A 23,264-nucleotide genomic window follows, 5' to 3' on the forward strand; every position below is an offset into this window, starting at 1 on the left:
CCCCCCAAAACTCCTCCCCCCGGCACCCCGACCCCCGCCGGCGTCTGGTTTCGGGGCGGCTTCGCAGCCCAGCGGGAGCAAGCTCCCTCGCCACAGGAGTTGCTCTGCTCACAAGTCCGGGTATGGACCATCCGCTCGCTCTGCGTACAATGCCCGGCAGCCCCGCAGGAGACGTCCATGACGCGCATCGCCACACCCCGCAAACCCCGCGCACGCAGCCAGGCCCGGATCGACACCATTCTCGATGCCGCCCGTACGCTGCTTGCCGCCGAAGGCGTGGCCAGCCTGTCGATCTACAGCGTCGCCGAGCGCGCCGGGATCCCGCCCTCTTCCGTGTACCACTTCTTCGCCAGCGTCCCGGCCCTGCTCGAAGCCCTGACCGCCGACGTCCACGCCGCCTTCCGCGCGGGCCTGCAAGCACCGATCGATCATGCCGCGCTGAACCATTGGCACGACCTGTCCAGGCTGGTGGAACAACGCATGCTCGCCATCTACAGCCAGGACGCCGCCGCTCGCCAGTTGATCCTGGCCCAGCACGGCCTGACCGAAGTCACCCAGGCCGACCGCCAGCACGACCTCGAGCTGAGCGACTTGCTGCACAAGGTCTTCGCTCACCATTTCGCCCTGCCGCCCCTGCCCGACGACGTCGATGTGTTCGCCCTGGCCATGGAACTGGGCGACCGCGTCTACGCCCGGTCGGTCCAACAACACGGCCAGATCACCCCACGCATGGCCGAAGAAGGCATGCGGGTGTTCGATGCGTACCTGGGGCTGTACCTGCCGCCGTACCTGCCCAAGCGCGAAGCTTCCTGATCCATGTGGCGAGGGGATTTATCCCCTCGCCACAAAGGCCCCCTCCTCACCTCAACAAAGTGCATGCGTGCGCTGCCTTAAAACCCAAAAGCCCCGAAGGGCTCTCGCCGTCCGGGGCTGTGGCGCAAGCATCGTTCACAACTTGGCGATAGACACCTCGGTGGATTTGACGAAGGCAATCACTTCGCGGCCGATCGCCAGTTCCAGTTCCTTGACCGAACGGGTGGTGATGACTGACGTGACGATGCCGGAGGCGGTCTGCACGTCGATCTCCGACAGCACGTCGCCCTCGACGATTTCCTTGATGGTGCCTTTGAACTGGTTGCGTACGTTGATGGCTTTGATGGTCATGGTGTCGATTCCTGTCTGGATGAAGTTATTGCGCCCAACGCAATTGCGTAGGCAAGGGTGAAACGGGTTCGGGTTCCGGCGGTTGGCCGGGCAAGGACAGCACACGGTTGAGGACTTCGGTTTCCAGGCTCGCCAGGCGATGAGAGCCGCGAACCCGTGGGCGTGGCAGGTCGATGGGCAGGTCGAGGCCGATCTGGCCGTCCTCGATCAGGATCACCCGGTCGGCAATCGCCACCGCCTCGCTGACGTCGTGGGTTACCAGCAACACGGTGAAACCGTGCTGCTGCCAGAGGTTTTCGATCAGTTGCTGCATCTCGATACGGGTCAAGGCGTCCAATGCGCCCAAGGGTTCGTCGAGCAACAACAGCCGTGGCTGATGAATCAGCGCGCGGGCCAGGGCCACCCGTTGTTTCTGGCCGCCGGACAGTGCCGCCGGCCACTCATGGGCACGGTCGGCCAAGCCGACGGCTTCCAGCGCCTGCAAGGCCTGCGGACGCCAGTCGCCCTTGAGCCCGAGGCCAACGTTGTCGATGCCTTTTTTCCAGGGCAGCAGCCGCGCCTCCTGGAACATCACCCGCGTGTCCTGTTGCGCCGCACTCAAGGCCGCCGAGCCCGCCAGCAGTTGGCCGTCGGTGGGCTGATCGAGGCCCGCCAGCAACCGCAGCAAGGTACTTTTGCCGCAACCGCTGCGACCGACCACGGCCACGAACTGCCCGGCCGGGATATGCAGGTCGATGTCACGCAATACCTGGCGCGTGCCAAAGGTTTTTTGCAGGTTGCGCACCGCCAGCGGAATGCCACGTAGCAGGCGCGGAGGTTGTTGGGCGGTCATGCGGCACCTCCCTTGTTCACTTGGTACGCCGGATGCCAGCGCAGCCAGACCCGCTCAAGCCCACGGGCGGCCAGGTCGGCCAACTTGCCCAGCACGGCGTACAGGAGAATCGCCAGCACCACCACGTCGGTTTGCAGGAACTCACGGGCATTCATCGCCAGATAACCGATACCGGAGCTGGCCGAGATGGTTTCCGCCACGATCAGCGTCAGCCACATGAAACCCAGGGCAAAGCGCACGCCCACCAGGATCGAAGGCAAGGCGCCCGGCAGGATCACCTGGCGAAACAGGCTGAAGCCGGACAATCCGTAGCTGCGGGACATTTCCACCAGCGCCGGGTCGACGTTGCGGATACCGTGGTAGGTGTTGAGGTAGATCGGAAACAGCGTGCCAAGGGCCACCAGGAAAATCTTCGCCGTCTCATCGATGCCGAACCACAGGATCACCAGCGGAATCAGCGCGAGGTGCGGGACGTTCCGGATCATCTGCACCGAACTGTCCAACAGGCGCTCGCCCCATTTTGACAGGCCGGTGATGAAGCCCAGGGCCAGGCCGATGCCGCCGCCGATCAAGAAACCGACCGCTGCGCGCCAACCGCTAATGGCCAGGTGCGTCCAGATCTCACCGCTGCGCACCAGGCTGACCCCGGCTTCAATTACCGCCACGGGTGCTGGCAGGATCCGCGTGGACAACCAACCGGCCGACACTGACAGTTGCCAGACCGCCAGCAACAGCAGCGGCACCGCCCAGGGCGCGAGGTGGTGGATGATTTTCTTCATGGCCGCCTCAGCTCTGGGACGCGGCTTTGGGCAGGATGTCGTTGGCGACCATTTCACCGAACGGGCTCACATAGCCCTGGCTTTTCGGTAGCTCCGGGCGCTCGACGTCCAAGTGTGGGAACAGCAGTTCCGCCACGCGATAGGACTCTTCCAGGTGGGGATAACCGGAAAAGATAAAGGTGGCGATGCCCAGGTCGGCGTATTCCTTGACCCGCGCCGCCACGGTCGGGCCATCGCCCACCAGCGCCGTGCCGGCACCGCCGCGTACCAGGCCGACACCGGCCCACAGATTGGGGCTGACTTCCAGTTTGTCGCGACTGCCACCGTGCAGGGCGGCCATGCGTTGCTGGCCCACCGAATCGAAGCGCGCCAGGGAAGCCTGGGCCCGGGCGATGGTGTCGTCGTCCAGGTGGGAAATCAGCCGATCCGCCGCTTGCCAGGCTTCAGCGTTGGTTTCCCGCACGATCACATGCAGACGGATGCCAAAGCGTACGGTACGGCCCAGCTTCGCGGCCTTGGCGCGTACCTGCTCGATTTTCTGCGCAACGGCTGCCGGCGGCTCGCCCCAGGTCAGCACCATTTCCACTTGCTCGGCCGCCAGGTCCTGGGCGGCTTCCGACGAACCACCGAAATACAGCGGCGGTCGCGGTTGCTGGATCGGCGGATAGAGCAGCTTGGCGCCCTTCACACTGATGTGCTCACCGTCGTAATCCACGGTCTCGCCTTCCAGCACCCGGCGCCAGATCCGGGTGAATTCCACCGAGGCCTGGTAGCGTTGCTCGTGGTCAAGGAACAGGCCGTCACCGGCCAATTCATCCGGGTCGCCGCCGGTCACCAGGTTGAACAGCGCCCGCCCGCCGGACAACCGGTCGAGGGTCGCGGCCTGCCGTGCCGCCACCGTCGGGGAAATGATCCCGGGGCGCAGGGCGACGAGGAATTTCAGGCGCTGGGTCACGGGAATCAATGAAGCGGCCACCAGCCAGGAGTCCTCGCAGGAACGCCCGGTGGGGATCAACACACCGCCACAACCCAGTCGATCCGCCGCTTGGGCGACCTGCTGCAAGTAACCGTGATCGACGGCGCGGGCGCCTTCGGCAGTGCCAAGGTAATGGCCGTCGCCGTGGGTAGGCAGGAACCAGAAAATATTGAGGCTCATGGAGTGGTCTCCTAAGGGATCGAATTACTGCGCGTTCGCAACGGCCGCCGGCGGCGTCCAAATCACGTCCTTGATGCTCAAGGGCTTGGGAATCAATTTGAGCTGGTAGAAGCTGTCGGCGATTTTCTGCTGCGCCGCCACCACCTCCGGCGTGAGGAACAGCGCCCCGTAGCCTTGGCGTTTCACCGAGGTCAGGGTGATGTCCGCCGGCAGGCCGAGCAGCGGCGACACCTGTTTGGTCACGTCTTCAGGATTGGCCTTGGACCACTCCCCTACGGCACGCACCTCTTCCACCAGGGCGGTAATGACCTGGGGATTCTTTTGCGCATAAGGTGTTGTGGCGAGGTAGAACTGGTGGTTATCGACAATGCCTTTGCCGTCACGCAGGGTGCGGGCCTGCAACTGTTGTTCGGCGGCCGCCTGGTACGGGTCCCAGATCACCCAGGCGTCTACGCTGCCCCGTTCGAACGCGGCACGGGCATCGGCTGGCGGCAGGAAAACCGTCTGGATGTCGGAATACTTGAGGCCGGCGTCTTCCAGCGCCCGCACCAGCAGATAGTGGACGTTGGAACCTTTGTTCAGCGCGACTTTCTTGCCCTTGAGGTCTTGCACCGATTGGATCGCCGACCCTTTGGGCACGAGGATGGCTTCACTGGTGGGCGCCGGCGGTTCGTAGGCGACATAGAGCAGGTCGGCGCCCGCGGCCTGGGCAAACACCGGCGGCGTTTCACCGGTCACGCCAAAGTCGATGGAACCGACGTTCAAGCCTTCCAGCAACTGCGGACCTCCGGGGAATTCGGTCCATTGCACGTCCACGCCTTGGGCGGCGAGGCGCTTCTCCAACGAGCCCTTGGCCTTGAGCAGCACCAGGGTGCCGTATTTCTGATAACCGATCCGCAAGGTCTCGGCTTGAGCTTGGGTGATGACGCCGAGGGACACAGCCGCAGCAAACAGAGCGACCAGCCCGCGACGCAAAATGACAGTGCGCATGGCGCCTCTCCTTTTTGCTGTGGGGTTTTGGCTGCACCTGCTGGGCCGTTAGCGGCTGAGTAAGGTGAGTTGAATCAATGGTGTCCGGGGTTCAAATGCTCCAGCGAGCACTCAGCAAACGTTCGTTCAATACATGAGGGTCCAACGGCCTGGGCCGACGGGCCATGGCGCTGTAAAACTGTTCCAGCGCCTCGTCCAGGCGCTGCTGCAGGGCCGGCGCCAATTGCGCCTGGGCGCTGCCTTCGCCATAAGCGATCTGACTGTCTTCGGCAAAAATCCCATGGAGCATTTCCTGGGCCTTGAGCGCCGACAACACCGGTTTAAGGGCGTAATCCACCGCCAGCATGTGGGCGATGCTGCCGCCGGTGGCCATGGGCAACACCACTTTGTGAGCCAGGGCTCGTTCAGGCAGCAGGTCCAGCACGGTCTTCAGCGCGCCGGAAAAAGACGCCTTGTACACCGGCGTGGCGATTACCAGGCCGTCAGCGTTTTCGATCTGCTGGAGCAGGTCGATAACCTTCGGGCTGTCGAAACGGGCATGGAGCAGATCTTCGGCCGGGAAATCGCGCACCTGATAGCTCACCACCTCCACACCTTGCTGTTGCAACCAACGTTGCGAGCGCTCCAGCAGCACCCCGGAGCGGGAGCGTTGGCTGGGACTGCCACCGAGTGAGACGACCAACATGCCTACCCTTCCTTAACTGTCACTTGCGATTCGCGGCGGGCGATCTCGCTGCATGGGGCAAACCATAACAGGGGATTTATATATCTTTAAATCATATTTGTTCATTTGGTTATGCGATTAAGGGATATGCAATTCACTTTCCTTGGCGCAATAAAAAAGGCCGTCGAAACGGCCAAAACCCTTGGTGCACCGTGTTCTCATCTCTCCTGTGGGAGCGAGCTTGCTCGCGATAGCGTTGGATCTGCCGGCATCCATGTCGACTGATATACCGCCATCGCGAGCAAGCTCGCTCCTACAGATCAGTTCAGGTGTTGCGTCAACGGTTAGGCTGCGGTGTGAGGCGCAGGTAAGGCTTCACCGCGCGGTAGCCCTTGGGGAAGCGCTGCTTGAGTTCCTCTTCATCCTTGAGCGACGGCACGATCACCACTTCATCGCCGTCCTGCCAGTTGGCCGGGGAGGCGACCTTGTAGTTGTCGGTCAGTTGCAGGGAATCGATCACCCGCAGGATCTCGTTGAAATTGCGACCAGTGCTGGCCGGATAGGTGATGGTCAGGCGAATCTTCTTGTTCGGGTCGATCACGAACAACGAGCGCACGGTCAAGGTGTCGCTGGCGTTGGGGTGGATCAGGTCGTACAGGTCAGAGACCTTGCGGTCGGCGTCGGCCAGGATCGGAAAGGTGCCCACGGCGTTCTGGGTCTCGTAGATGTCCTCAATCCACTTGTGGTGCGAGTCCACCGGGTCCACCGAGAGGGCAATGGCCTTGACCCCACGCTGGGCGAACTCGTCCTTGAGCTTGGCCGTGAGGCCCAATTCGGTGGTGCATACCGGCGTGAAATCCGCCGGGTGGGAAAACAGTACACCCCAGCTGTCACCGAGCCATTCGTGGACGCGAATCTTGCCGGCGCTGGACTCCTGTTCGAAGTCGGGGGCGATGTCGCCGAGTCTGAGGCGCATGGTGCGGCTCCTGGATGAGTTGTTGTGAGCCCAAACTTTGCACCGGTTTCGATTGCTTTAAAAAGAATGAATATCCATTTATCTAGATCATTAGTGAATATAAAAAACTGTTCACTGGCGCCATTCCGCATACCGGCACAAGATCGCCAGCGAGGTTCGAGAAGGCCTCGATTTGCTGAAAAGAGGAGAAATTCGAGGAAGGCTACAGGGGTGGGCCCGACTCGAAAACGCAAAGCCCCGCCCGGCGTGTTGCCGGGCGGGGCTTTTTTTGTTTTGTACCCACACTACGGAAATTATTGACGCGATTTCAGGACGAGCGGCTAGGATAGGCAGCATGAACACTCAAGCCTTGCTGACTCACCTGCAAAACCACCTCCCTGGACTGCTGGCGGTTTACCTGTTCGGCAGCCATGCACAGGGCACCGCCGGGCCTGACAGTGATGTCGATTTGGCTGTTCTCTGGTCCGGTCAGGTCGACTCCGTGTTGTTATGGCAACTTTCCGGAGACTTGGCGGATATAACCGGATGCCCAGTGGATCTGCTTGATTTACGGGCGGCAACGACAGTGATGCAGTACCAGATCCTGACCCGTGGTCGGAGGCTTTGGGCCAGAGACGTACAGGCGGGGTTGTTCGAATGTTTTATCCTCAGCGAAAAAACCGCTCTCGACGAGGCTCGAGCGGGATTGCTCAAGGATATTCAGAAGGAAGGCAGCGTGTATGGCCGATGATGTATTGATCAACAAGGCAGCGAGTATTGTGCGTTGCGTCGCCAGTAGGCGGGAAGAATCCCTTACCTGACCGAAAACATAAAAAAGCCCCGCCCGGCGTGTTGCCGGATGGGGCTTTTTTTCGTCAGGCGAGCGCGTTGCTTACAGCAGCGGGATCGAGTAGCTGACGATCAGGCGGTTTTCATCCTGGTCGCGCTGACCTGGGATGTCGTTGCGCCAGGTAGCGTTTTTCCACATGACGCCAACGTTCTTCAGCGGACCTTCCGGTACGACGTAGCCAACAGTGATGTCACGTTCCCACTCGGTCTTGTCACCGGTGGCGTGGTCAATGTTGTCGCCGCGCAGGTAGATGACGCCAGCGGTCAGGCCAGGAACACCGAGCTTGGCGAAGTCGTACGAGTAGCGACCCTGCCAGGTACGTTCACCGGCACGGGCGAACTTGGCGATTTGCATGTCGGTGGTCAGGTAAGCCGACGAACCGTCACCCTGATTCAGCCAAGGGAAATCGCTGTCGCCGTTGCTGGCCTGGTAGCCACCGCCAAAGGTGTGACCGGCAACGGTGTACAGGAACAGGCCGCTGTACAGGTTGTTGTCGACTTTGCCCTTGGTGACGCTGCCGCCATAGTAGCCAGTGGTGTAGTAGGTGGAATCATGACCGTTGGCGCCGTCGCTGCGGCTGTTGAAATAACGCAGGTCGGACTTCAGCACGCCAGGACCGATGGACCAGTTGTGCACCAGGCCCAGGAAGTGTTGCTTGTAGAAATCTTCCAGGTTGCCGTAGTAGTACTGGGCAGTCAGGTCCTTGGTGATTTTATAGTCACCGCCACCGTAGATGAACTTGTTGCTGTCGCGACCGCTGGCGGTACGACCGTTCGCACCGGCAATGGACAACTCCTCGTTGTTGCTGGAGTTACGACCCTTGGCGTGCTCGATCTGGCCGCCGACGAGCGTCAGGTCCTTGATCTCGTTCGAGGTGATCTGGCCACCTTGGAAGGTTTGCGGCAGCAGACGACCGTCGTTGGTCACGATGACTGGCAGTTTTGGTTGCAGGGTGCCCAGCTTCAGCTCGGTCTGGGAGATCTTCGCCTTGGCGGTCAGGCCCAGGCTGGAGAAGTTATCCACCGCTTCGCCGTTGGACTTGCTCGGGAAAACCGTGCCGCCATAGCTGTTATTGGAGGCACCGTTGGTACCGCCGCCCGAATCCAGTCTGATACCCAGCAGGCCGATGGCATCGATACCGAAACCGACGGTGCCTTGGGTGTAGCCGGAAATGAAGCGCAGGTCGAAACCCTGGCCCCATTCTTCGGATTTGTTCGTAGTAGCAGCCGAATCACGGTTATCCGTGTTGATGTAGAAGTTACGCAGACCCAAGGTAGCCTTGCTGTCCTCGATAAAACCGGCGGCGCCTGCCTGCTGCGCCAATACCCCAACGGCCACAGCCAGGGCCAAGGTGGACTTGTTCATGCTTCGCTCCTCTCGTTTTCTAATTCTTGTGCGTCTTTGGTTCCGGATCGAACGCCCGGAATCCGCGGATGCGCGATTAGCGCCAGACCATGACCGACAAGTCAATCGTAACCATTTGTGACTACGACCATGGTCTAACCCCCCTGCACCGGTCCGCAGGATAATGGATTCTTGTTACTTCCAAAAAGAATTGTTTCACCAATTTTCAGCTCTTTTCGACATATAGCTGCCATCAAAGCTTCATCAACCGTGGTCCGGCGTATCGGCCAGCCGGCGAATTACTGAATGGCTTTTTGTCGAGAAGCGCTCAGCGGGAAACCCCGGCGTAGAGGGTTCCCTTGATCCTTTGGCGCCGAGGCTGCTTAAGATGGGAGCTTGATGGCTATGCGTCAGGCGATTCATTGTCTGAAATCAAAAAGACGCCCCCTGCGACACTCCCACGCAGGGAGCGCCCCCAGGGGTTACAGGGCTTTTTCGAAGATCTTCGAATTACGCTGATAGTTGTAGAGCGAGGCTCGCGCGGCCGGAAGACGGTCGACGCTGCTGGGCTCGAAACCACGTTCGCGGAACCAGTGGGCGGTACGGGTCGTGAGTACGAACAGCGTCTTGAGCCCTTGGGCGCGGGCGCGGGTTTCGATCCGCTCCAGCAGTTCGTCGCCCCGGCCACCGTGGCGGTACTCCGGGTTCACCGCCAGGCAGGCCAGTTCCCCGGCATCCGAATCGGCGATCTGGTACAGCGCCGCGCAGGCGATGATCATGCCTTCGCGCTCGACCACGCTGAACTGTTCGATCTCGCGCTCCAGCACTTCGCGGGAGCGACGCACCAGAATCCCCTGTTCTTCCAGCGGACTGATCAGGTCCAGCAGGCCGCCGACATCTTCAATGGCCGCTTCGCGCACCACTTCGAATTGTTCCTGGGCCACCAGCGTGCCGCTGCCATCGCGGGTAAACAGTTCGGCCAGCAGCGCGCCGTCCTCGGCATAACTGACGATGTGGCTGCGCGCAACGCCACCACGACAGGCCTGGGCCGCCGCGTCCAGCAGTTCGGCCTGATAGTCGCTGCCCAGGCGTTGCATGTGGCCTGGGACCTGTTGCGGACGTAATTCCCGCACCAGCCGTCCGTCCTCGCCGATAAGCCCCTGTTCGGCACCGAACAACAGCAGCTTGTCGGCCGCCAGGTCGATGGCCGCCCGGGTGGCGACGTCTTCACAGGCCAGGTTGAAGATTTCTCCGGTGGGTGAATACCCCAACGGCGACAGCAATACGATGGAGCGCTCATCCAGCAGGCGGTTGATGCCCTTGCGATCGACCCGGCGCACTTCGCCGGTGTGGTGGTAATCCACACCTTCGAGCACGCCGATCGGCCGGGCGGTGACCAGGTTGCCGCTGGCGACCCGCAGCCGCGAGCCCTGCATGGGCGAGGACGCCATGTCCATGGACAGGCGCGCCTCGATGGCGATGCGCAACTGGCCGACCGCGTCGATCACGCATTCCAGGGTCGCCGCGTCAGTGATGCGCATGCCATGGTGGTAGTGAGGCGTCAGGCCCCGCGCAGCGAGGCGGGTCTCGATCTGCGGGCGTGAACCATGGACCAGCACCAGGCGCACGCCGAGGCTGTGGAGCAGCACCAGGTCATGGACGATGTTGCCGAAATTAGGGTGTTCCACTCCGTCGCCGGGCAGCATGACGATGAAGGTGCAATCACGGTGGGCGTTGATGTAGGGCGAAGCGTGACGAAGCCAATTGACGTATTCGGGCATGAACCTGGACCTGTAATAAATAACAGCCAAAAAAAGACGAAACAGAACGCACAACGGGCTGGTGGTTATCGTCGGAACAGGCTTGGCGACACGCGCGCTCTCCTCATGTGATGAATACGGGCCCGCAAGGGCGCAATTTAATCGGCCGTGGCCGACGTCAGGCAGTAATGGCCGATCAACTGCCGCAACAGCTCCACGGTAGGTTGCAAACGTGACATTTCAAGGTACTCGCCCGGTTGGTGGGCACAGGCGATATCGCCAGGACCGAGCACCAGGGTTTCACAGCCAAGGCGCTGAAGATAAGGCGCTTCGGTGCCGAACGCCACTGCGTCGGCACGATGGCCGGTCAGTCGTTCGGCCACGCGGACCAATTCGGCGTCCTCGGCCTGCTCGAACGGCGGCACTTCGGGGAACAGCGGCGCGTAGTCGATCTTGACTTGATGGCGCTCGGCGATGGGGTTGAGCTTCTGCTGGAGCGCCGCCCGCAGCACTTGCGGGTCCATGCCCGGCAAAGGCCGCAGGTCAAATTCCATGGAGCATTGGCCGCAGATCCGGTTGGGGTTGTCGCCGCCGTGGATGCAGCCGAAGTTCAGGGTCGGTTGCGGCACGGTGAACTGCGGGTTACGGAATTCACGCTGCCATTGCAGGCGCAGGCCGCGCAATTCGCCCATGGCATCGTGCATGGCTTCCAGCGCGCTGTGGCCCAGGCGCGGATCGGACGAATGGCCGCTGCGCCCGAGAATGTCGATGCGCTCCATCATGATGCCTTTGTGCATCCGAATTGGCTTGAGGCCGGTCGGCTCACCGATCACCGCTGCCCGCCCCAAGGGCCGGCCGGCATCGGCCAGGGCCCGGGCGCCGGACATGGAGCTTTCTTCGTCACAGGTGGCGAGGATCAGCAGCGGTTGCTTGAACGGTTGGTCCAGCAGCGGCTTGAGCGCTTCGATGGCCAGGGCGAAAAAGCCCTTCATGTCACAACTGCCCAGGCCGACCCAACGGCCATCGATCTCGGTGAGCTTCAACGGATCGGTCTGCCACAACGCGCCGTCGAACGGCACCGTGTCACTGTGGCCGGCCAGCACCAGGCCGCCGGGACCGCTGCCGAAACTGGCCAGCAGATTGAATTTGCCAGGGCTGACCTGCTGGATATCGCAGGAGAACCCCAGCTCAGTGAGCCAGCCGGCCAACAGCTCGATGACAGCGCTGTTGGACTGGTCGAGCCCAGGCTGGGTACAGCTGACCGAAGGCGTGGCGATCAGGGCAGCGAATTGATCTTTCATGGACGGCAAAGGCATCGCTGGCTCCGGGCATACAGATTGGTGTTCATCATAGAACCATCTGGACCCAGGAATAAACCTAGGGCGAGTCAGTCCTGTACACTGCACGGCCTTGGCAGCCACACCTTCCCCCGGCTGCGCACCCGATCCCTGGATTTTCCGGCCATGCAGAAAGAAACCGAAATCAAACTCCGCGTCAGCCGCGAGACCCTGGCAGCCTTGCGCGAGCATCCGCTGCTGAAAAAACGCAACAAGAGTGGCTGGGAACGCCACGAATTGATGAACCAGTATTTCGACACGCCAGAACGTGACCTGGCCCGGGCCAAGGTCGCCCTGCGCCTGCGTCGCGATGGCGAAGAGGTGATCCAGACCCTCAAGACCCGCGGCCAGAGCGTCGCCGGCCTGTCCGAGCGCAACGAATACGACTGGCACCTGCCCAAGGCCAAGCTCGACCTGAAGTAGCTCGACGGCGAATGCTGGCCCGAGGCCTTGGCCGAACTGGACAAGAAAACCCTCAAGGCCATCTTCACCACCGATTTCGTCCGCGAACGCGCTGAAATCGCTTGGGGCCGTGGCAAAAGCAAGGTGGTCATCGAAGCGGCCCTGGACCTGGGCCACGTGGTGGTCGGCAAGCAGAAGGAAGAAATCTGCGAACTGGAGCTGGAACTGCGCGAAGGCGAACCCGCCGCCCTGCTGGAACTGGCCGCCGAGCTGGCCATGACCCTGCCCCTGATGCCCTGCGACATCAGCAAGGCCGAGCGTGGCTATCGCTTGCATGACGCGGGCAGCTACGCCTTGAGCCTGCCGGCCCCGCAACTGACTGCCGAAACGCCGCTGGACGATGCCTTCGCCGCGCTGAGCTGGCATTTGCTCGGCAGCAGCCAACGCCTGGCCGAGCAATACCGCTTCAACGGCCATTGGCGCCTGCTGCAGGACTGGGTGGAAAGCCTCGCCGAACTGCGCGCCCTGCTCAGCAGCCTCGGCCAGGCCGCGCCGCGCCAATCGACCCACGACTTGCGCCTGGCCCTGGACGCGTTGCTGGAAGACTGGCGCCCATTGGTCCAGGCTGGCCTGGACGACGAAGACGTGCGCAAGGCCGCGCCGGAACAGTTCCTCGAAGAGCTGCAAGACCCGCGCTGGGGCCTGTTTTCCCTCAACACGTCACGCTGGCTGCTGGCCCGCAGCTGGGCCGTCGAGCGCAACACCCGCGGCAATCGCCAGGGCGCGGCGCAACTGGGCAGCTGGTTGCCACGCCTGTTGGGCGAAGAGTCCTCGTCCCTGCAATTGCAACGTTATCAACAGCAACCGGAAGACCTGGCCGAGCAACTGCCCCGCATCGAACGCATCCAGGCCTGGCTGCACCATGCCCGCCATGTGCTGGAGATCCCGGAAATGGATCGGCTCTACGGTGAGCTGAACAAGCTGGCACAACTGGCCAACCAACCGATCACCGACGAAACGCTGGATGCGCGCAAGCAACAGGCGATTGCGGTGTACCAGAACCGGGCTTGGAAGACCTTGTTGCGCCTGTGATGCCGCCATCGCGAGCAAGCTCGCTCCCACAGGAGTTCGGCGTTGTACCCACCTATTGTGGACGCTGAAATTCCCTGTGGGAGCGAGCTTGCTCGCGATGAGGCCAACCCGAACACCACAAAAACAAGCTTCAGCGCACCACCGGCAAACTCGTCGTCGACTTGATCTCCGACAGCGCCACGATCGAATTCACCTCCTGGATCCCCGGCACCATCGACAGCTTTTCGAAAAAGAATCGCTCATACGCCTCGATGTCCGCCGTGACGATGCGCAGCAGAAAATCCACCGATCCCATCAGCACGTAACACTCCAGCACTTCGGGAAAGCCGCGGATCGCCTCGGTGAATTCGGTGAAGTTCGAACGGCCATGGGCGTTGAGTTTCACTTCGGCGAAGATCTGCGTGTTGAGGCCGATTTTCTTGCGGTCCAGCAAGGTCACCTGGGCGCGGATGATGCCCTCCTCCTTCATCCGCTGGATCCGCCGCCAGCACGGCGATTGAGACAAACCGACCTGCTCGGCGATCTGCGCGCTGGACAGCGAGGCATCCTCTTGCAGCAGGGCCAGTATCCTGCGGTCATAGCTATCCAGCTCGCTTTGCATAGACAACCCCAAAATGAATGATCTGGAGACTCAAGCGATTCGAAACATCGCCGAAAGCACCCATCTTAGATAAGAAATACCCGGCGACGCATGTAAATATTTCTCCGCCGCCAAGGAGACCGCACATGCCCCCACTTGAAGCCGTTGCCCCCCCCCCGCCCCGCGCCGCCGTCTGGCCCGCCGCCCAAGCCCATTGCCGCGTGCACTACCAGATGCTGGCCGAGGCCGAGCCGGACCTGCTCTGCCGGGCATTGAACCTGTTTGCCTTGCAAGGCCTGACCCCGCAGCAGGTTCGCGTCGAGCGCCTCGACGAGCTGCTGTCGCTGGACATCGTCATGGACGGCCTGAGCTGGCACCGTGCCCAGGTCATCGCAGAAAAATTACGTAACCTGATCGGCATGTGCTCGGTGGACCTGCAAGGCGCTGATATTGCGCGAGTTGAGCCGGCCCAAGCGGCCGGTTGAACCCCCACGGGCAAGAATTGGTAACGCATTGGTCGGGTAGTGGCCCAACGGACCACCGGGTCGGGACTATTCTTTTGCAGACCGAGCGAGGACGCCGAGGCGTCTGTATCGCGGCTTTGCTGCAATTGTCCAATAGGAACCCGCATGTCCACCAAACACGCCACTCAGGACCGCTGGCTGGACCTCAATGATCTGCTGCGCCAACTGGTCACCCAGGGCTTCATCAGCCAGGATTCGGCCGAAACCGCGCTCAACGCCCGCCGACGCCACCGCGCCAACCGCCAGCTGCACCCGCTGGAGTTCATTGCCAACCAGCACCTGGACGACCTCAGTCGGCCCGGCAAGCGCCTGGACCTTGAGAACCTGACTCTCTGGTTGTCCCAGCAGGCCGGCCAACCCTACATGCGCATCGACCCGCTGAAAATCAACGTGGCGGCCGTAACGCCCTTGATGTCCTATGCCTTTGCCCAGCGCCACAAGATCCTCGCGGTGGCGGTCGATCGTGACGCCGTCACCGTCGCCAGCGCACAACCCTACGTCAACAGTTGGGAAGCCGACCTGACCCATGTGCTCAAGTTGCCGATCAAGCGGGTGGTCGCCAATCCGGTGGATATCCAGCGCCTGAGCGTGGAGTTCTATCGCCTGGCCAAATCGGTCAGCGGCGCCACCACGGTCGATCAGCAACCGAGCAACCTGAGCAATTTCGAACAGTTGCTCAACCTCGGCGCCAGCGACCAGGAACCGGACGCCAACGACGCCCACATCGTCAACATCGTCGACTGGCTATTCCAGTACGCCTTCCAACAGCGGGCCAGCGATATCCACATCGAACCGCGCCGCGAGCAGGGCACGGTGCGATTTCGCATCGACGGGGTGCTGCACACCGTCTACCAATTCCCGCCGCAGGTCACGATGGCGATCGTCAGTCGCCTCAAGAGCCTGGGGCGGATGAACGTCGCGGAAAAACGCAAACCCCAGGATGGCCGGGTCAAGACCAAGACCCCGGACGGCGGCGAAGTGGAATTGCGCCTGTCGACCTTGCCCACGGCGTTCGGCGAAAAAATGGTCATGCGGATCTTCGACCCGGAAGTGCTGCTCAAGGATTTCGACCAGCTCGGTTTCTCCGCCGACGACCTGCGCCGCTGGCAGGACATGACCCGCCAGCCCAACGGCATCATCCTGGTGACCGGGCCGACCGGTTCGGGCAAGACCACCACCCTCTACACCACACTCAAGAAGCTGGCGACGCCGGAAGTGAACCTCTGCACCATCGAGGACCCGATCGAAATGGTCGAGGCGTCGTTCAACCAGATGCAGGTCCAGCACAACATCGACCTGAGCTTCGCCGCCGGGGTGCGGGCCCTCATGCGACAAGACCCGGACATCATCATGATCGGTGAAATCCGAGACCTGGAAACCGCTGAAATGGCGATCCAGGCAGCGCTCACCGGTCACTTGGTCCTGTCGACGCTGCACACCAACGACGCGCCGAGCGCCATCAGTCGCCTGCTGGAGCTGGGCGTGCCCCATTATTTGATCAAGGCCACCGTCCTCGGGGTCATGGCCCAGCGGTTGGTGCGCACCCTGTGCCCGCAATGCAAGGCGCCCCTGACCCTGAACGAAGACGACTGGCAGACCCTGCCCCGACCCTGGCAGGCACCGCTGCCGAGCAATGCCCAGCAGGCCGTCGGTTGCCTGGAATGCCGCGACACCGGCTACCGCGGCCGCGCCGGCGTCTACGAAATCATGCAACTGACCGACAGCGTCAAGGCCTTGATCCACCCCGACACCGACCTGCTGGCGGTGCGCCGCCAGGCCTTCAAGGAAGGCATGCGCAGCCTGCGGCTGTCAGGGGCGCAAAAGGTCGCGGCGGGCTTGACCACCGTCGAGGAAGTGTTGCGGGTTACGCCCCAGAGCGAGCAGAGGTAACGGCGTGAAGTTGTTCCCGCGGAAGCCGTAGGAGCTGTCGAGTGCAACGAGGCTGCGATCTTGTCCCAGAGAGTTGAGTCTCAAGCGAAAAATCAAAATCAAAATCAAAAGATCGCAGCCTTCGGCAGCTCCTACAGGGCTCAACGTATCGCTAAATCTCCACCCCACAAGGACTATAGGGAAGATAATGGCCGTTTGCCCTACACTCAGGGCTCGCAGGTCCATCTCAATTCGCACAGGGAACCGTCATGCAGATCGGTAGCGTACTTTTACTTTTCATCGGCCTGGTGGTCGTCATTCTCTTCATGGGCTTCAAGGTCGTACCCCAGGGCTACCAATGGACGGTCGAGCGGTTCGGCCGCTACACCAATACGCTCAAGCCCGGCCTGAATATCATCATCCCGGTGATGGATCGCATCGGGCGCAAGATCAACGTCATGGAAAGCGTGCTGGACATTCCGCCCCAGGAAGTCATCACCGCCGACAACGCCACGGTACAGATCGACGCTGTGTGCTTCTTCCAGGTGGTCAATACGGCCCAGGCAGCCTACGAAGTCAACAACCTCGAACACGCCATCCGCAACCTGCTGCAAACCAATATCCGCACCGTGCTGGGGTCCATGGAGCTGGATGCGATGCTGAGCCAGCGCGACGGCATCAACGAAAAACTGCTGCGCACCGTCGATGAAGCCACGGCGCCGTGGGGCATCAAGATCACCCGGATCGAGATCAAGGACATCAGCCCGCCGGCCGACCTGATGGCCGCCATGTCGGGGCAAATGAAAGCCGAACGGATCAAGCGTGCCCAGATCCTCGAAGCCGAGGGCCTGCGTGCGTCGGCGATTCTCACCGCCGAAGGCAAGAAGCAGGCGCAGATCCTCGAGGCCGAGGGCAGCCGCCAGGCCGCGTTCCTGGAGTCCGAGGCCCGCGAGCGCCAGGCGCAAGCCGAAGCACTGGCCACCCAGGTCGTGTCCCAGGCCATTGCCGACGGTAACGTCCAGGCCGTGAACTACTTCGTCGCGCAGAAATACATCGATGCGCTGGGCAAATTGGCGTCGGCCAACAACAGCAAGGTGATCCTGATGCCGCTGGAAGCCAGCCAGGTCATCGGTGCGGTCGGTGGCATCGGCGAGATCGTCAAGGCCACCTTCGACAGCAAGAAAGCCTGAGGCGCGCGTATGTGGGAGTTCCTGCAACACATGTCGTACTGGGACTGGCTGGCGCTGGGCGTGATCCTGCTGATCCTCGAAGTGTTCGGCGCCGGTGGCTACTTGCTGTGGATCGGCATGGCCGCCGCGGCAGTCGGCGTACTCACGTTCATCCTGCCGCAGCTGCCGTGGGAGCTGCAGTTCCTGTTGTTCGGCCTGTTTGCCATCGCCACGGCGCTGTACTGGTGGCAACGCCAGCGCAGCGCGGTGCGCCAAAGCGATCAGCCGCTCCTGAACCTGCGCGGACAGGAACTGATCGGCAAGGTCTTCCTGGTGCATGAAGCGATTGTCGACGGCCGCGGCAAGATCAAGGTGGCCGACAGCGTCTGGCTGGCCAAGGGGCCCGAGTCGCCCATTGGTACGCGGGTCAAGGTGGTGGCCCAGGAAGGCGCGGTATTGCAAGTGGAGCGGGCTGACTGACAAGTCATGGAACTGAATCGAGACGCAGGTAATCCAACGTCATAGTTAACCCAGTGGAGTCACCTATCATGCGTCTCAAACTTGCTGTCGCTACCCTAGCCTTGCTGTCTCTTCCTGTTGGCTCGGCAATGGCCGACACGTTTTGGCGTAACGTCATCTCATCCGGTGCGACCACCGGTTCCACCTACCTGACCTTCAAGGATCACAAACTGATCGTCGCCGCCCAGGACGATGCCGGCAGCTTCGTCGCCAGTGATGGCGGTATCCGCGGCCCTTACCTGGAGGCAGCGATGCAGAAAGTACGCGCCGACAACCCAGGCCTGCAAGCCACCGACATGGAACTGGCCAACGCGATCCTGGCGAAAAACGCCGTCGCCCAGGAGTGATTCCCGGCCCATGAAAAATGCCGCTCGATGAGAGCGGCATTTTTTTTGTCCGGTGAATAATCCCGAGACAGCCCCCAGTCCCCTGTGGGAGCGAGCATGCTCGCGATAGCGGAGTGTCAGCCAACAACAATGCTGCTGATCCACCGCTATCGCGAGCAAGCTCGCTCCCACAGGTACAGTCGGGTTATTCGCCGATAGCGGCCTTGTAGCCTGCCGCATCGAGCAGCTTGTCCAGCTCAGCCTTGTCGCTTGGCTTGAGCTTGAAGATCCACGCACCGTACGGATCGGAGTTCAGCAACTCCGGCGAAGCGCCCAACTCTTCGTTGATCGCGATCACTTCGCCGGCAACCGGGGAGTAGATGTCGGAAGCGGCCTTGACCGACTCAACCACACCGGCCTGGTCACCTGCGGCAAAGCCCTTACCGCTTTCCGTCAGCTCGCCAAACCCCACATCGCCCAAGGCTTCCTGCGCATGATCGCTGATGCCCACGGTGACGGTGCCGTCAGCTTCCAGACGGGCCCACTCATGGCTTTCGGCAATCCGCAGGTCGGCAGGGATATCACTCATATTCTGTGTCCTCAAGAGAAAGTGTCAGCGGCCAGCGGCCCGCCGCAAAAGGTTAGATCAGGGTTTTGCCATGGCGGACGAAGGTCGGTTTGACCACCCGTACCGGGTACCACTTACCACGAATTTCCACCTCGGCCCGGTCGGCGGTTGCCATCGGAACACGTGCCAGGGCGATCGACTTGCTAAGCGTAGGAGAAAAACTACCACTGGTGATCTCTCCTTCGCCAACATTGGCGATGCGAACCACCTGATGGGCGCGCAACACGCCCCGCTCTTCCAGCACCAGCCCGACCAGTTTGTGCTGCACACCGCTGGCAAGCTCGGCCTCCAGCGCACTGCGCCCGATGAACGGACGGCTCGCCGGTTCCCAGGCGATGCTCCAGGCCATGTTCGAGGCCAGGGGCGAAACGTCCTGACTGATGTCCTGGCCGTAGAGGTTCATGCCGGCTTCCAGGCGCAAGGTATCGCGGGCGCCGAGGCCGATGGGCGAAATGCCGGCCCCTACGAGATCGTTGAAGAAACTCGGAGCCTCTTGGGCGGGCAGCACAATCTCCAGGCCATCTTCACCGGTGTAGCCGGTCCGGGCGATGAACCATTCGCCGTCGGCGCGGCCTTCGAAAGGCTTGAGTTGCTGGATGATTTGGCCACGCGGTTGTGTGACCAGCTCGGCAATCTTTTGCCGGGCGTGGGGACCCTGGATCGCCAGCATCGCCAGCTCGGGGCGCTCATGTAACTGCACGTCGTAGTCACCGAGCTGCGCCTGCATCCAGGCCAGGTCCTGATCGCGGGTCGAGGCGTTGAAGACCAGCCGATAGCCGTCCTCGACACGGTAGATGATCATGTCGTCGACAATGCCGCCGCGCTCATTGAGCATCGCGCTGTACAAGGCACTGCCTGAGCCCTGCAAGCGGTCGACGTCATTGGCCAGCAAGCGCTGCAGCCAGACCTTGGCCTGGGGGCCGGCGACATCAATCACGGTCATGTGGGATACATCGAACACACCGCAGTCGCGACGCACCTGATGGTGCTCTTCGACTTGCGAGCCGTAGTGCAAAGGCATATCCCAACCGCCAAAATCGACCATCTTCGCGCCAAGGGCGAGATGAAGGTCATACAGAGGCGTACGCTGTCCCATGGGTTTCTCCTTCCGGGCTTGGCGAAGGTGCGGACGGACACTGCGTAGCGCGAACGCCTGAAAAAAAGGAGTTTTCTGACGCTCTCAGTTGCCCGGTCCGACAGACGGACCGCACCGAATGCCGCGCATTGTAGCCGCATGAGGTAGGACTGACACCTAGCTGTTTCGATGGGCCGAACGTCGTATCAATCCGATGACCGGCAACAACCCCACCAAGACCAACGTCAGCGCCGGCAACGCGGCCCGGGCCCACTCCCCTTCGCTGGTCATCTCGAAGATCCGCACCGCCAGCGTGTCCCAGCCGAACGGGCGCATCAGCAGCGTCGCGGGCATTTCCTTGAGCACATCGACGAACACCAGCAACGCCGCGCTCAATGTCCCGGGCAACAACAACGGCAGATACACTTTGAAAAACAGTCGTGGGCCACTGACCCCAAGGCTGCGTGCCGCTTCGGGCAAGGACGGACGAATTCGCGCCAGGCTGCTCTCCAACAGACCGTAGGCCACGGCCAGGAAGCGCACCAGATACGCCAGCAACAGCGCCGACAGGCTGCCCAGCAGCAACGGCTTGCCTGCGCCGCCGAGCCAGGCCGCCAGCGGAATGACCAGCTCGCGGTCCAGGTAGCTGAACGCGAGCATGATCGACACCGCCAACACCGAACCGGGCAAGGCATACCCCAGGTTCGCCAGGCCGACGCCGGCACGAATCGGGCGGGTCGGCGCCACCCGCCGGGCGAACGCCAGCAGCAAGGCCACGCAGACGGTGACCAACGCGGCCAGGCCGCCCAAGTAGAGGGTATGGACGATCAGCCCGGCATAACGCTCATCCAGGTCGAAACGGCCGCGTTGCCAGAACCACACCACCAATTGCAGCACCGGGATGACAAACGCGCAGGCAAACACCAGGAAGCACCAGCCACTGGCCGCCACGGCCTTGAAGCCGCGCAACGTGTACAACGCCTTGACCCGGGGCCGCTCGTTGCTGGCTCGTTGGGCGCCGCGGGCCCGGCGTTCGCCGTAGAGCACCAGCATCACCGCCAACAACAGCAGGCTGGCCAGTTGGGCTGCGCTGGATAGGCTGAAGAATCCGTACCAAGTCTTGTAGATGGCGGTGGTGAAGGTGTCGAAGTTGAACACTGACACCGCACCGAAATCCGCCAGGGTTTCCATCAGCGCCAGCGCCACGCCTGCACCGATGGCCGGCCGGGCCATCGGCAGCGCCACGCGCCAGAACGCCTGCCATGGCGATTGCCCCAGCACCCGGGCAGCCTCCATCAAGCCCTTGCCCTGGGCCAGGAAGGCACTGCGCGCCAGCAAATAGACGTAAGGGTAAAAGACCAACACCAGCACCAGGATTACCCCGCCGGTGGAACGAACCCGAGGCAGGCGCAGGCCGCTGCCGAACCACTCTCGCATCAGCGTCTGCACAGGGCCGGCAAAATCCAGCAGACCCACGAAGACAAACGCCAGCACATAGGCCGGAAACGCAAACGGCAGCATCAACGCCCAGTCGAGCCAGCGTCGCCCCGGGAACTCACACAGGCTGGTGAGCCAGGCGAGACTGACCCCCAACAGCGTCACACCGATCCCCACGCCAAGGATCAACGTGAGTGTGTTGCCTAGCAGGCGGGGCATTTGCGTGTCCCACAGGTGGGACCAGATCTGTTGGTCGATGCTCTGCCAGGACAGTAGCAAGACGCTCAAGGGCAACAGGACCAACGCGGCGATGGCGAAGACCAGGGGATACCAACGGCGTTGGGCGGGGTGGGCCAAGGAGAACTCTCGTTAAATGGTCACGTGGCGAGGGAGCTTGATCCCGCTGGGCTCTGTAGGAGCTGGCGGAGCCTGCGATCTTTTGATCTTGATCTTGATCTTTCGCTTGAGACTCAAGTGTCTAGGGAAAGATCGCAGCCTCGTTGCACTCGACAGCTCCTACACAGCTCCTACAGGCTCAGCGGGAGCAAGCTCCCTCGCCACATGCTTTCAATGAACTGAACAGGACGGGTCTCAGTTCCAGCCAGCGCGATCCATCATGCGAATGGCTTCGGCCTGGCGTTTACCCGCGACTTCCACCGGCAGGGTGTCGGCCTTGAACTTGCCCCAGGCTGCCACTTCCTTGGACGGTTCGACTTTCGGGTTGGCCGGGAATTCCTGGTTCACGTCGGCAAAAATGCTCTGTGCTTCTGGCGTAGTCATCCACTCCACCAGCTTCTTCGCGGCTTCCGGATGCGGTGCATGCTGGGTCAAGCCAATGCCGGAGAGGTTGATGTGCACGCCACGATCAGCCTGGTTCGGCCAGAACAGCTTGACCTTCAGGTCCGGCTTCTGCTGGTGCAAGCGGCCATAGTAGTAAGTGTTGACGATGCCGACATCGCATTGGCCTGCGTTGATCGCTTCAAGCAACGCAGTGTCGTCGGAGAACACGTCAGTGGACAGGTTCTTGACCCATCCCTTGAGGATTTCCTCGGTTTTTTCCGCCCCGTGGGTTTCGATCAGGGTGGCAGTCAGGGACTGGTTGTAGACCTTCTTCGAGGTCCGCAGGCACAGGCGGCCTTCCCACTCTTTGCCAGCCAACGCTTCATAGGTGGTCAATTCGCTGGGTTTAACCCGCTCGGTGGAATAGACGATGGTCCGCGCCCGCAGGCTCAAGCCGGTCCAGGCGTGGGAGGACGCGCGGTATTGAGGCGGGATGTTGGCATCGATCACCGGGGAGGTGAACGGCTGGAGAATACCCATCTGCTCGGCTTGCCAGAGGTTACCGGCATCGACGGTGAGCAGCAGGTCGGCGGTGGCGTTTGCGCCTTCGGCCTTGATCCGCTGCATCAACGGCGCTTCCTTGTCAGTGATGAACTTCACCGATACGCCGGTTTTCTTGGTGTAGGCGTCGAAGACCGGCTTGATCAGTTCATCGATGCGCGAGGAGTAGACCACCACCTCATCGGCGGCCTGGGCGGCAGTGGTGCCGACCAGGGTCAAGGCGAGGGCGGACAGCAGGCGTTTGGTTGCCAACATGGTAGCGATCTCTGGATGGTGAGCGAAGCGCAAATGATAAGGACTCACATTTGGCACTACAATCGAACAGTAGGCGGACACATTTCCAAATGTTGCAACAGTGGGGTCGAGATGGCTGTTCCGGCCCCATCGCGAGCAAGCTCGCTTGTATGGTAGGACTTGAAGGGAGGAGGAGGGACAAGGCTCGATTCTGACTGTTCGCGCAGTACAGACCGT

Annotated in this window: 22 protein-coding genes and 1 pseudogene; 8 read left to right on the forward strand and 15 right to left on the reverse strand. The window is 61.7% G+C overall.

Annotated elements, in window-relative coordinates; genetic code table 11:
• Window positions 1–177: 177 nt before the first annotated feature.
• On the forward strand, window positions 178–813 hold the full coding sequence (locus HGO40_RS26455) for a TetR/AcrR family transcriptional regulator (RefSeq protein WP_250965443.1): 636 nt from the start codon (window positions 178–180) through the stop codon (window positions 811–813).
• 135 nt (window positions 814–948) lie between these two features.
• Here the strand turns inward: HGO40_RS26455 and HGO40_RS26460 are convergent, their stop codons facing one another.
• The 7 genes from HGO40_RS26460 to HGO40_RS26490 all read right to left on the reverse strand — a co-directional run bounded on the left by HGO40_RS26460 (window position 949) and on the right by HGO40_RS26490 (window position 6,561).
• Window positions 949–1,164 carry a TOBE domain-containing protein gene (locus tag HGO40_RS26460; RefSeq protein WP_250965444.1) on the reverse strand — a complete coding sequence of 72 codons (216 nt, stop codon included), beginning with the start codon at window positions 1,162–1,164 and terminating at the stop codon, window positions 949–951.
• A gap of 25 nt (window positions 1,165–1,189) precedes the next feature.
• A complete protein-coding gene (ssuB, locus tag HGO40_RS26465; RefSeq protein WP_250965445.1) occupies window positions 1,190–1,996 on the reverse strand; it encodes an aliphatic sulfonates ABC transporter ATP-binding protein in 807 nt (268 codons plus the stop codon).
• Window positions 1,993–2,775 carry an aliphatic sulfonate ABC transporter permease SsuC gene (gene ssuC / locus HGO40_RS26470; RefSeq protein ID WP_250965446.1) on the reverse strand — a complete coding sequence of 261 codons (783 nt, stop codon included), beginning with the start codon at window positions 2,773–2,775 and terminating at the stop codon, window positions 1,993–1,995. The genes ssuB and ssuC overlap by 4 nt, the downstream gene beginning before the upstream one ends.
• 7 nt (window positions 2,776–2,782) lie before the next feature.
• Window positions 2,783–3,931 carry an FMNH2-dependent alkanesulfonate monooxygenase gene (gene ssuD / locus HGO40_RS26475; protein WP_250965447.1) on the reverse strand — a complete coding sequence of 383 codons (1,149 nt, stop codon included), beginning with the start codon at window positions 3,929–3,931 and terminating at the stop codon, window positions 2,783–2,785.
• 24 nt (window positions 3,932–3,955) lie between these two features.
• Window positions 3,956–4,921, reverse strand: coding sequence for a sulfonate ABC transporter substrate-binding protein (locus HGO40_RS26480; protein ID WP_250965448.1), 966 nt, complete (start codon window positions 4,919–4,921; stop codon window positions 3,956–3,958).
• A 91-nt stretch (window positions 4,922–5,012) separates the two neighbouring features.
• Window positions 5,013–5,606, reverse strand: coding sequence for an NADPH-dependent FMN reductase (ssuE, locus tag HGO40_RS26485; protein ID WP_250965449.1), 594 nt, complete (start codon window positions 5,604–5,606; stop codon window positions 5,013–5,015).
• Between the two features lie 316 nt (window positions 5,607–5,922).
• Window positions 5,923–6,561: a peroxiredoxin gene (locus HGO40_RS26490; RefSeq protein ID WP_250965450.1), complete on the reverse strand. Its 639-nt coding sequence runs from the start codon at window positions 6,559–6,561 to the stop codon at window positions 5,923–5,925.
• Between the two features lie 334 nt (window positions 6,562–6,895).
• Between HGO40_RS26490 and mntA the strand changes: the two genes are divergently transcribed.
• A complete protein-coding gene (gene mntA, locus HGO40_RS26495; protein ID WP_250965451.1) occupies window positions 6,896–7,291 on the forward strand; it encodes a type VII toxin-antitoxin system MntA family adenylyltransferase antitoxin in 396 nt (131 codons plus the stop codon).
• Window positions 7,292–7,432: 141 nt separating this feature from the next.
• On the opposite strand, the gene HGO40_RS26500 is transcribed toward mntA, so the two are convergent.
• The 3 genes from HGO40_RS26500 to argE all read right to left on the reverse strand — a co-directional run bounded on the left by HGO40_RS26500 (window position 7,433) and on the right by argE (window position 11,810).
• Entirely contained in the window at window positions 7,433–8,755 is a 1,323-nt protein-coding gene (locus tag HGO40_RS26500) for an OprD family porin (protein ID WP_250965452.1), read from the reverse strand.
• 461 nt (window positions 8,756–9,216) lie between these two features.
• Window positions 9,217–10,515, reverse strand: a complete 1,299-nt coding sequence (argA, locus tag HGO40_RS26505) for an amino-acid N-acetyltransferase (RefSeq protein WP_053126389.1) — start codon at window positions 10,513–10,515, stop codon at window positions 9,217–9,219.
• A gap of 137 nt (window positions 10,516–10,652) precedes the next feature.
• Complete coding sequence (argE, locus tag HGO40_RS26510; RefSeq protein ID WP_250965453.1) at window positions 10,653–11,810, reverse strand: acetylornithine deacetylase; 1,158 nt, start codon at window positions 11,808–11,810, stop codon at window positions 10,653–10,655.
• A gap of 147 nt (window positions 11,811–11,957) precedes the next feature.
• Between argE and HGO40_RS26515 the strand changes: the two are divergent.
• Window positions 11,958–13,325, forward strand: a pseudogene (locus tag HGO40_RS26515) (CYTH domain-containing protein).
• A gap of 130 nt (window positions 13,326–13,455) precedes the next feature.
• Here the strand turns inward: HGO40_RS26515 and HGO40_RS26520 are convergent.
• Complete coding sequence (locus HGO40_RS26520; RefSeq protein WP_186707580.1) at window positions 13,456–13,926, reverse strand: Lrp/AsnC family transcriptional regulator; 471 nt, start codon at window positions 13,924–13,926, stop codon at window positions 13,456–13,458.
• A gap of 125 nt (window positions 13,927–14,051) precedes the next feature.
• Between HGO40_RS26520 and HGO40_RS26525 the strand changes: the two genes are divergently transcribed.
• The 5 genes from HGO40_RS26525 (at window position 14,052) to HGO40_RS26545 (ending at window position 18,333) form a co-directional block, all read left to right on the forward strand.
• Window positions 14,052–14,390 carry an ACT-like domain-containing protein gene (locus HGO40_RS26525; protein ID WP_250965454.1) on the forward strand — a complete coding sequence of 113 codons (339 nt, stop codon included), beginning with the start codon at window positions 14,052–14,054 and terminating at the stop codon, window positions 14,388–14,390.
• A 144-nt stretch (window positions 14,391–14,534) separates the two neighbouring features.
• Window positions 14,535–16,319 carry a type IV pilus assembly ATPase TfpB gene (tfpB, locus tag HGO40_RS26530; RefSeq protein ID WP_250965455.1) on the forward strand — a complete coding sequence of 595 codons (1,785 nt, stop codon included), beginning with the start codon at window positions 14,535–14,537 and terminating at the stop codon, window positions 16,317–16,319.
• Window positions 16,320–16,567: 248 nt separating this feature from the next.
• Window positions 16,568–17,488: an SPFH domain-containing protein gene (locus tag HGO40_RS26535; protein ID WP_186707583.1), complete on the forward strand. Its 921-nt coding sequence runs from the start codon at window positions 16,568–16,570 to the stop codon at window positions 17,486–17,488.
• Between the two features lie 9 nt (window positions 17,489–17,497).
• A complete protein-coding gene (locus HGO40_RS26540; RefSeq protein WP_250965456.1) occupies window positions 17,498–17,947 on the forward strand; it encodes an NfeD family protein in 450 nt (149 codons plus the stop codon).
• Window positions 17,948–18,012: 65 nt separating this feature from the next.
• On the forward strand, window positions 18,013–18,333 hold the full coding sequence (locus tag HGO40_RS26545) for a DUF2388 domain-containing protein (protein ID WP_170867266.1): 321 nt from the start codon (window positions 18,013–18,015) through the stop codon (window positions 18,331–18,333).
• Between the two features lie 184 nt (window positions 18,334–18,517).
• Here the strand turns inward: HGO40_RS26545 and gcvH are convergent, their stop codons facing one another.
• The 4 genes from gcvH to HGO40_RS26565 all read right to left on the reverse strand — a co-directional run bounded on the left by gcvH (window position 18,518) and on the right by HGO40_RS26565 (window position 23,048).
• Window positions 18,518–18,901, reverse strand: a complete 384-nt coding sequence (gene gcvH / locus HGO40_RS26550; protein ID WP_250965457.1) for a glycine cleavage system protein GcvH — start codon at window positions 18,899–18,901, stop codon at window positions 18,518–18,520.
• A 52-nt stretch (window positions 18,902–18,953) separates the two neighbouring features.
• Window positions 18,954–20,036 carry a glycine cleavage system aminomethyltransferase GcvT gene (gene gcvT / locus HGO40_RS26555; protein WP_250965458.1) on the reverse strand — a complete coding sequence of 361 codons (1,083 nt, stop codon included), beginning with the start codon at window positions 20,034–20,036 and terminating at the stop codon, window positions 18,954–18,956.
• A 156-nt stretch (window positions 20,037–20,192) separates the two neighbouring features.
• Window positions 20,193–21,809 carry an ABC transporter permease gene (locus HGO40_RS26560; RefSeq protein WP_250965459.1) on the reverse strand — a complete coding sequence of 539 codons (1,617 nt, stop codon included), beginning with the start codon at window positions 21,807–21,809 and terminating at the stop codon, window positions 20,193–20,195.
• Window positions 21,810–22,043: 234 nt separating this feature from the next.
• Complete coding sequence (locus tag HGO40_RS26565; protein WP_250965460.1) at window positions 22,044–23,048, reverse strand: extracellular solute-binding protein; 1,005 nt, start codon at window positions 23,046–23,048, stop codon at window positions 22,044–22,046.
• Window positions 23,049–23,264: the final 216 nt, after the last annotated feature.

It is taken from the genome of Pseudomonas sp. CG7, assembly GCF_023701885.1.
In the GTDB taxonomy this organism is placed as follows: Bacteria; Pseudomonadota; Gammaproteobacteria; order Pseudomonadales; family Pseudomonadaceae; genus Aquipseudomonas; species Aquipseudomonas zanjanensis.

Coding starts and splice junctions, on each gene's coding strand:
- HGO40_RS26455 (WP_250965443.1), top strand. CDS start 178: ATGACGCGCATCGCCACACCCCGCAAACCCCGCGCACGCAGCCAGGCC.
- HGO40_RS26460 (WP_250965444.1), bottom strand. CDS start 1,164: ATGACCATCAAAGCCATCAACGTACGCAACCAGTTCAAAGGCACCATC.
- ssuB (WP_250965445.1), bottom strand. CDS start 1,996: ATGACCGCCCAACAACCTCCGCGCCTGCTACGTGGCATTCCGCTGGCG.
- ssuC (WP_250965446.1), bottom strand. CDS start 2,775: ATGAAGAAAATCATCCACCACCTCGCGCCCTGGGCGGTGCCGCTGCTG.
- ssuD (WP_250965447.1), bottom strand. CDS start 3,931: ATGAGCCTCAATATTTTCTGGTTCCTGCCTACCCACGGCGACGGCCAT.
- HGO40_RS26480 (WP_250965448.1), bottom strand. CDS start 4,921: ATGCGCACTGTCATTTTGCGTCGCGGGCTGGTCGCTCTGTTTGCTGCG.
- ssuE (WP_250965449.1), bottom strand. CDS start 5,606: ATGTTGGTCGTCTCACTCGGTGGCAGTCCCAGCCAACGCTCCCGCTCC.
- HGO40_RS26490 (WP_250965450.1), bottom strand. CDS start 6,561: ATGCGCCTCAGACTCGGCGACATCGCCCCCGACTTCGAACAGGAGTCC.
- mntA (WP_250965451.1), top strand. CDS start 6,896: ATGAACACTCAAGCCTTGCTGACTCACCTGCAAAACCACCTCCCTGGA.
- HGO40_RS26500 (WP_250965452.1), bottom strand. CDS start 8,755: ATGAACAAGTCCACCTTGGCCCTGGCTGTGGCCGTTGGGGTATTGGCG.
- argA (WP_053126389.1), bottom strand. CDS start 10,515: ATGCCCGAATACGTCAATTGGCTTCGTCACGCTTCGCCCTACATCAAC.
- argE (WP_250965453.1), bottom strand. CDS start 11,810: ATGCCTTTGCCGTCCATGAAAGATCAATTCGCTGCCCTGATCGCCACG.
- HGO40_RS26520 (WP_186707580.1), bottom strand. CDS start 13,926: ATGCAAAGCGAGCTGGATAGCTATGACCGCAGGATACTGGCCCTGCTG.
- HGO40_RS26525 (WP_250965454.1), top strand. CDS start 14,052: ATGCCCCCACTTGAAGCCGTTGCCCCCCCCCCGCCCCGCGCCGCCGTC.
- tfpB (WP_250965455.1), top strand. CDS start 14,535: ATGTCCACCAAACACGCCACTCAGGACCGCTGGCTGGACCTCAATGAT.
- HGO40_RS26535 (WP_186707583.1), top strand. CDS start 16,568: ATGCAGATCGGTAGCGTACTTTTACTTTTCATCGGCCTGGTGGTCGTC.
- HGO40_RS26540 (WP_250965456.1), top strand. CDS start 17,498: ATGTGGGAGTTCCTGCAACACATGTCGTACTGGGACTGGCTGGCGCTG.
- gcvH (WP_250965457.1), bottom strand. CDS start 18,901: ATGAGTGATATCCCTGCCGACCTGCGGATTGCCGAAAGCCATGAGTGG.
- gcvT (WP_250965458.1), bottom strand. CDS start 20,036: ATGGGACAGCGTACGCCTCTGTATGACCTTCATCTCGCCCTTGGCGCG.
- HGO40_RS26565 (WP_250965460.1), bottom strand. CDS start 23,048: ATGTTGGCAACCAAACGCCTGCTGTCCGCCCTCGCCTTGACCCTGGTC.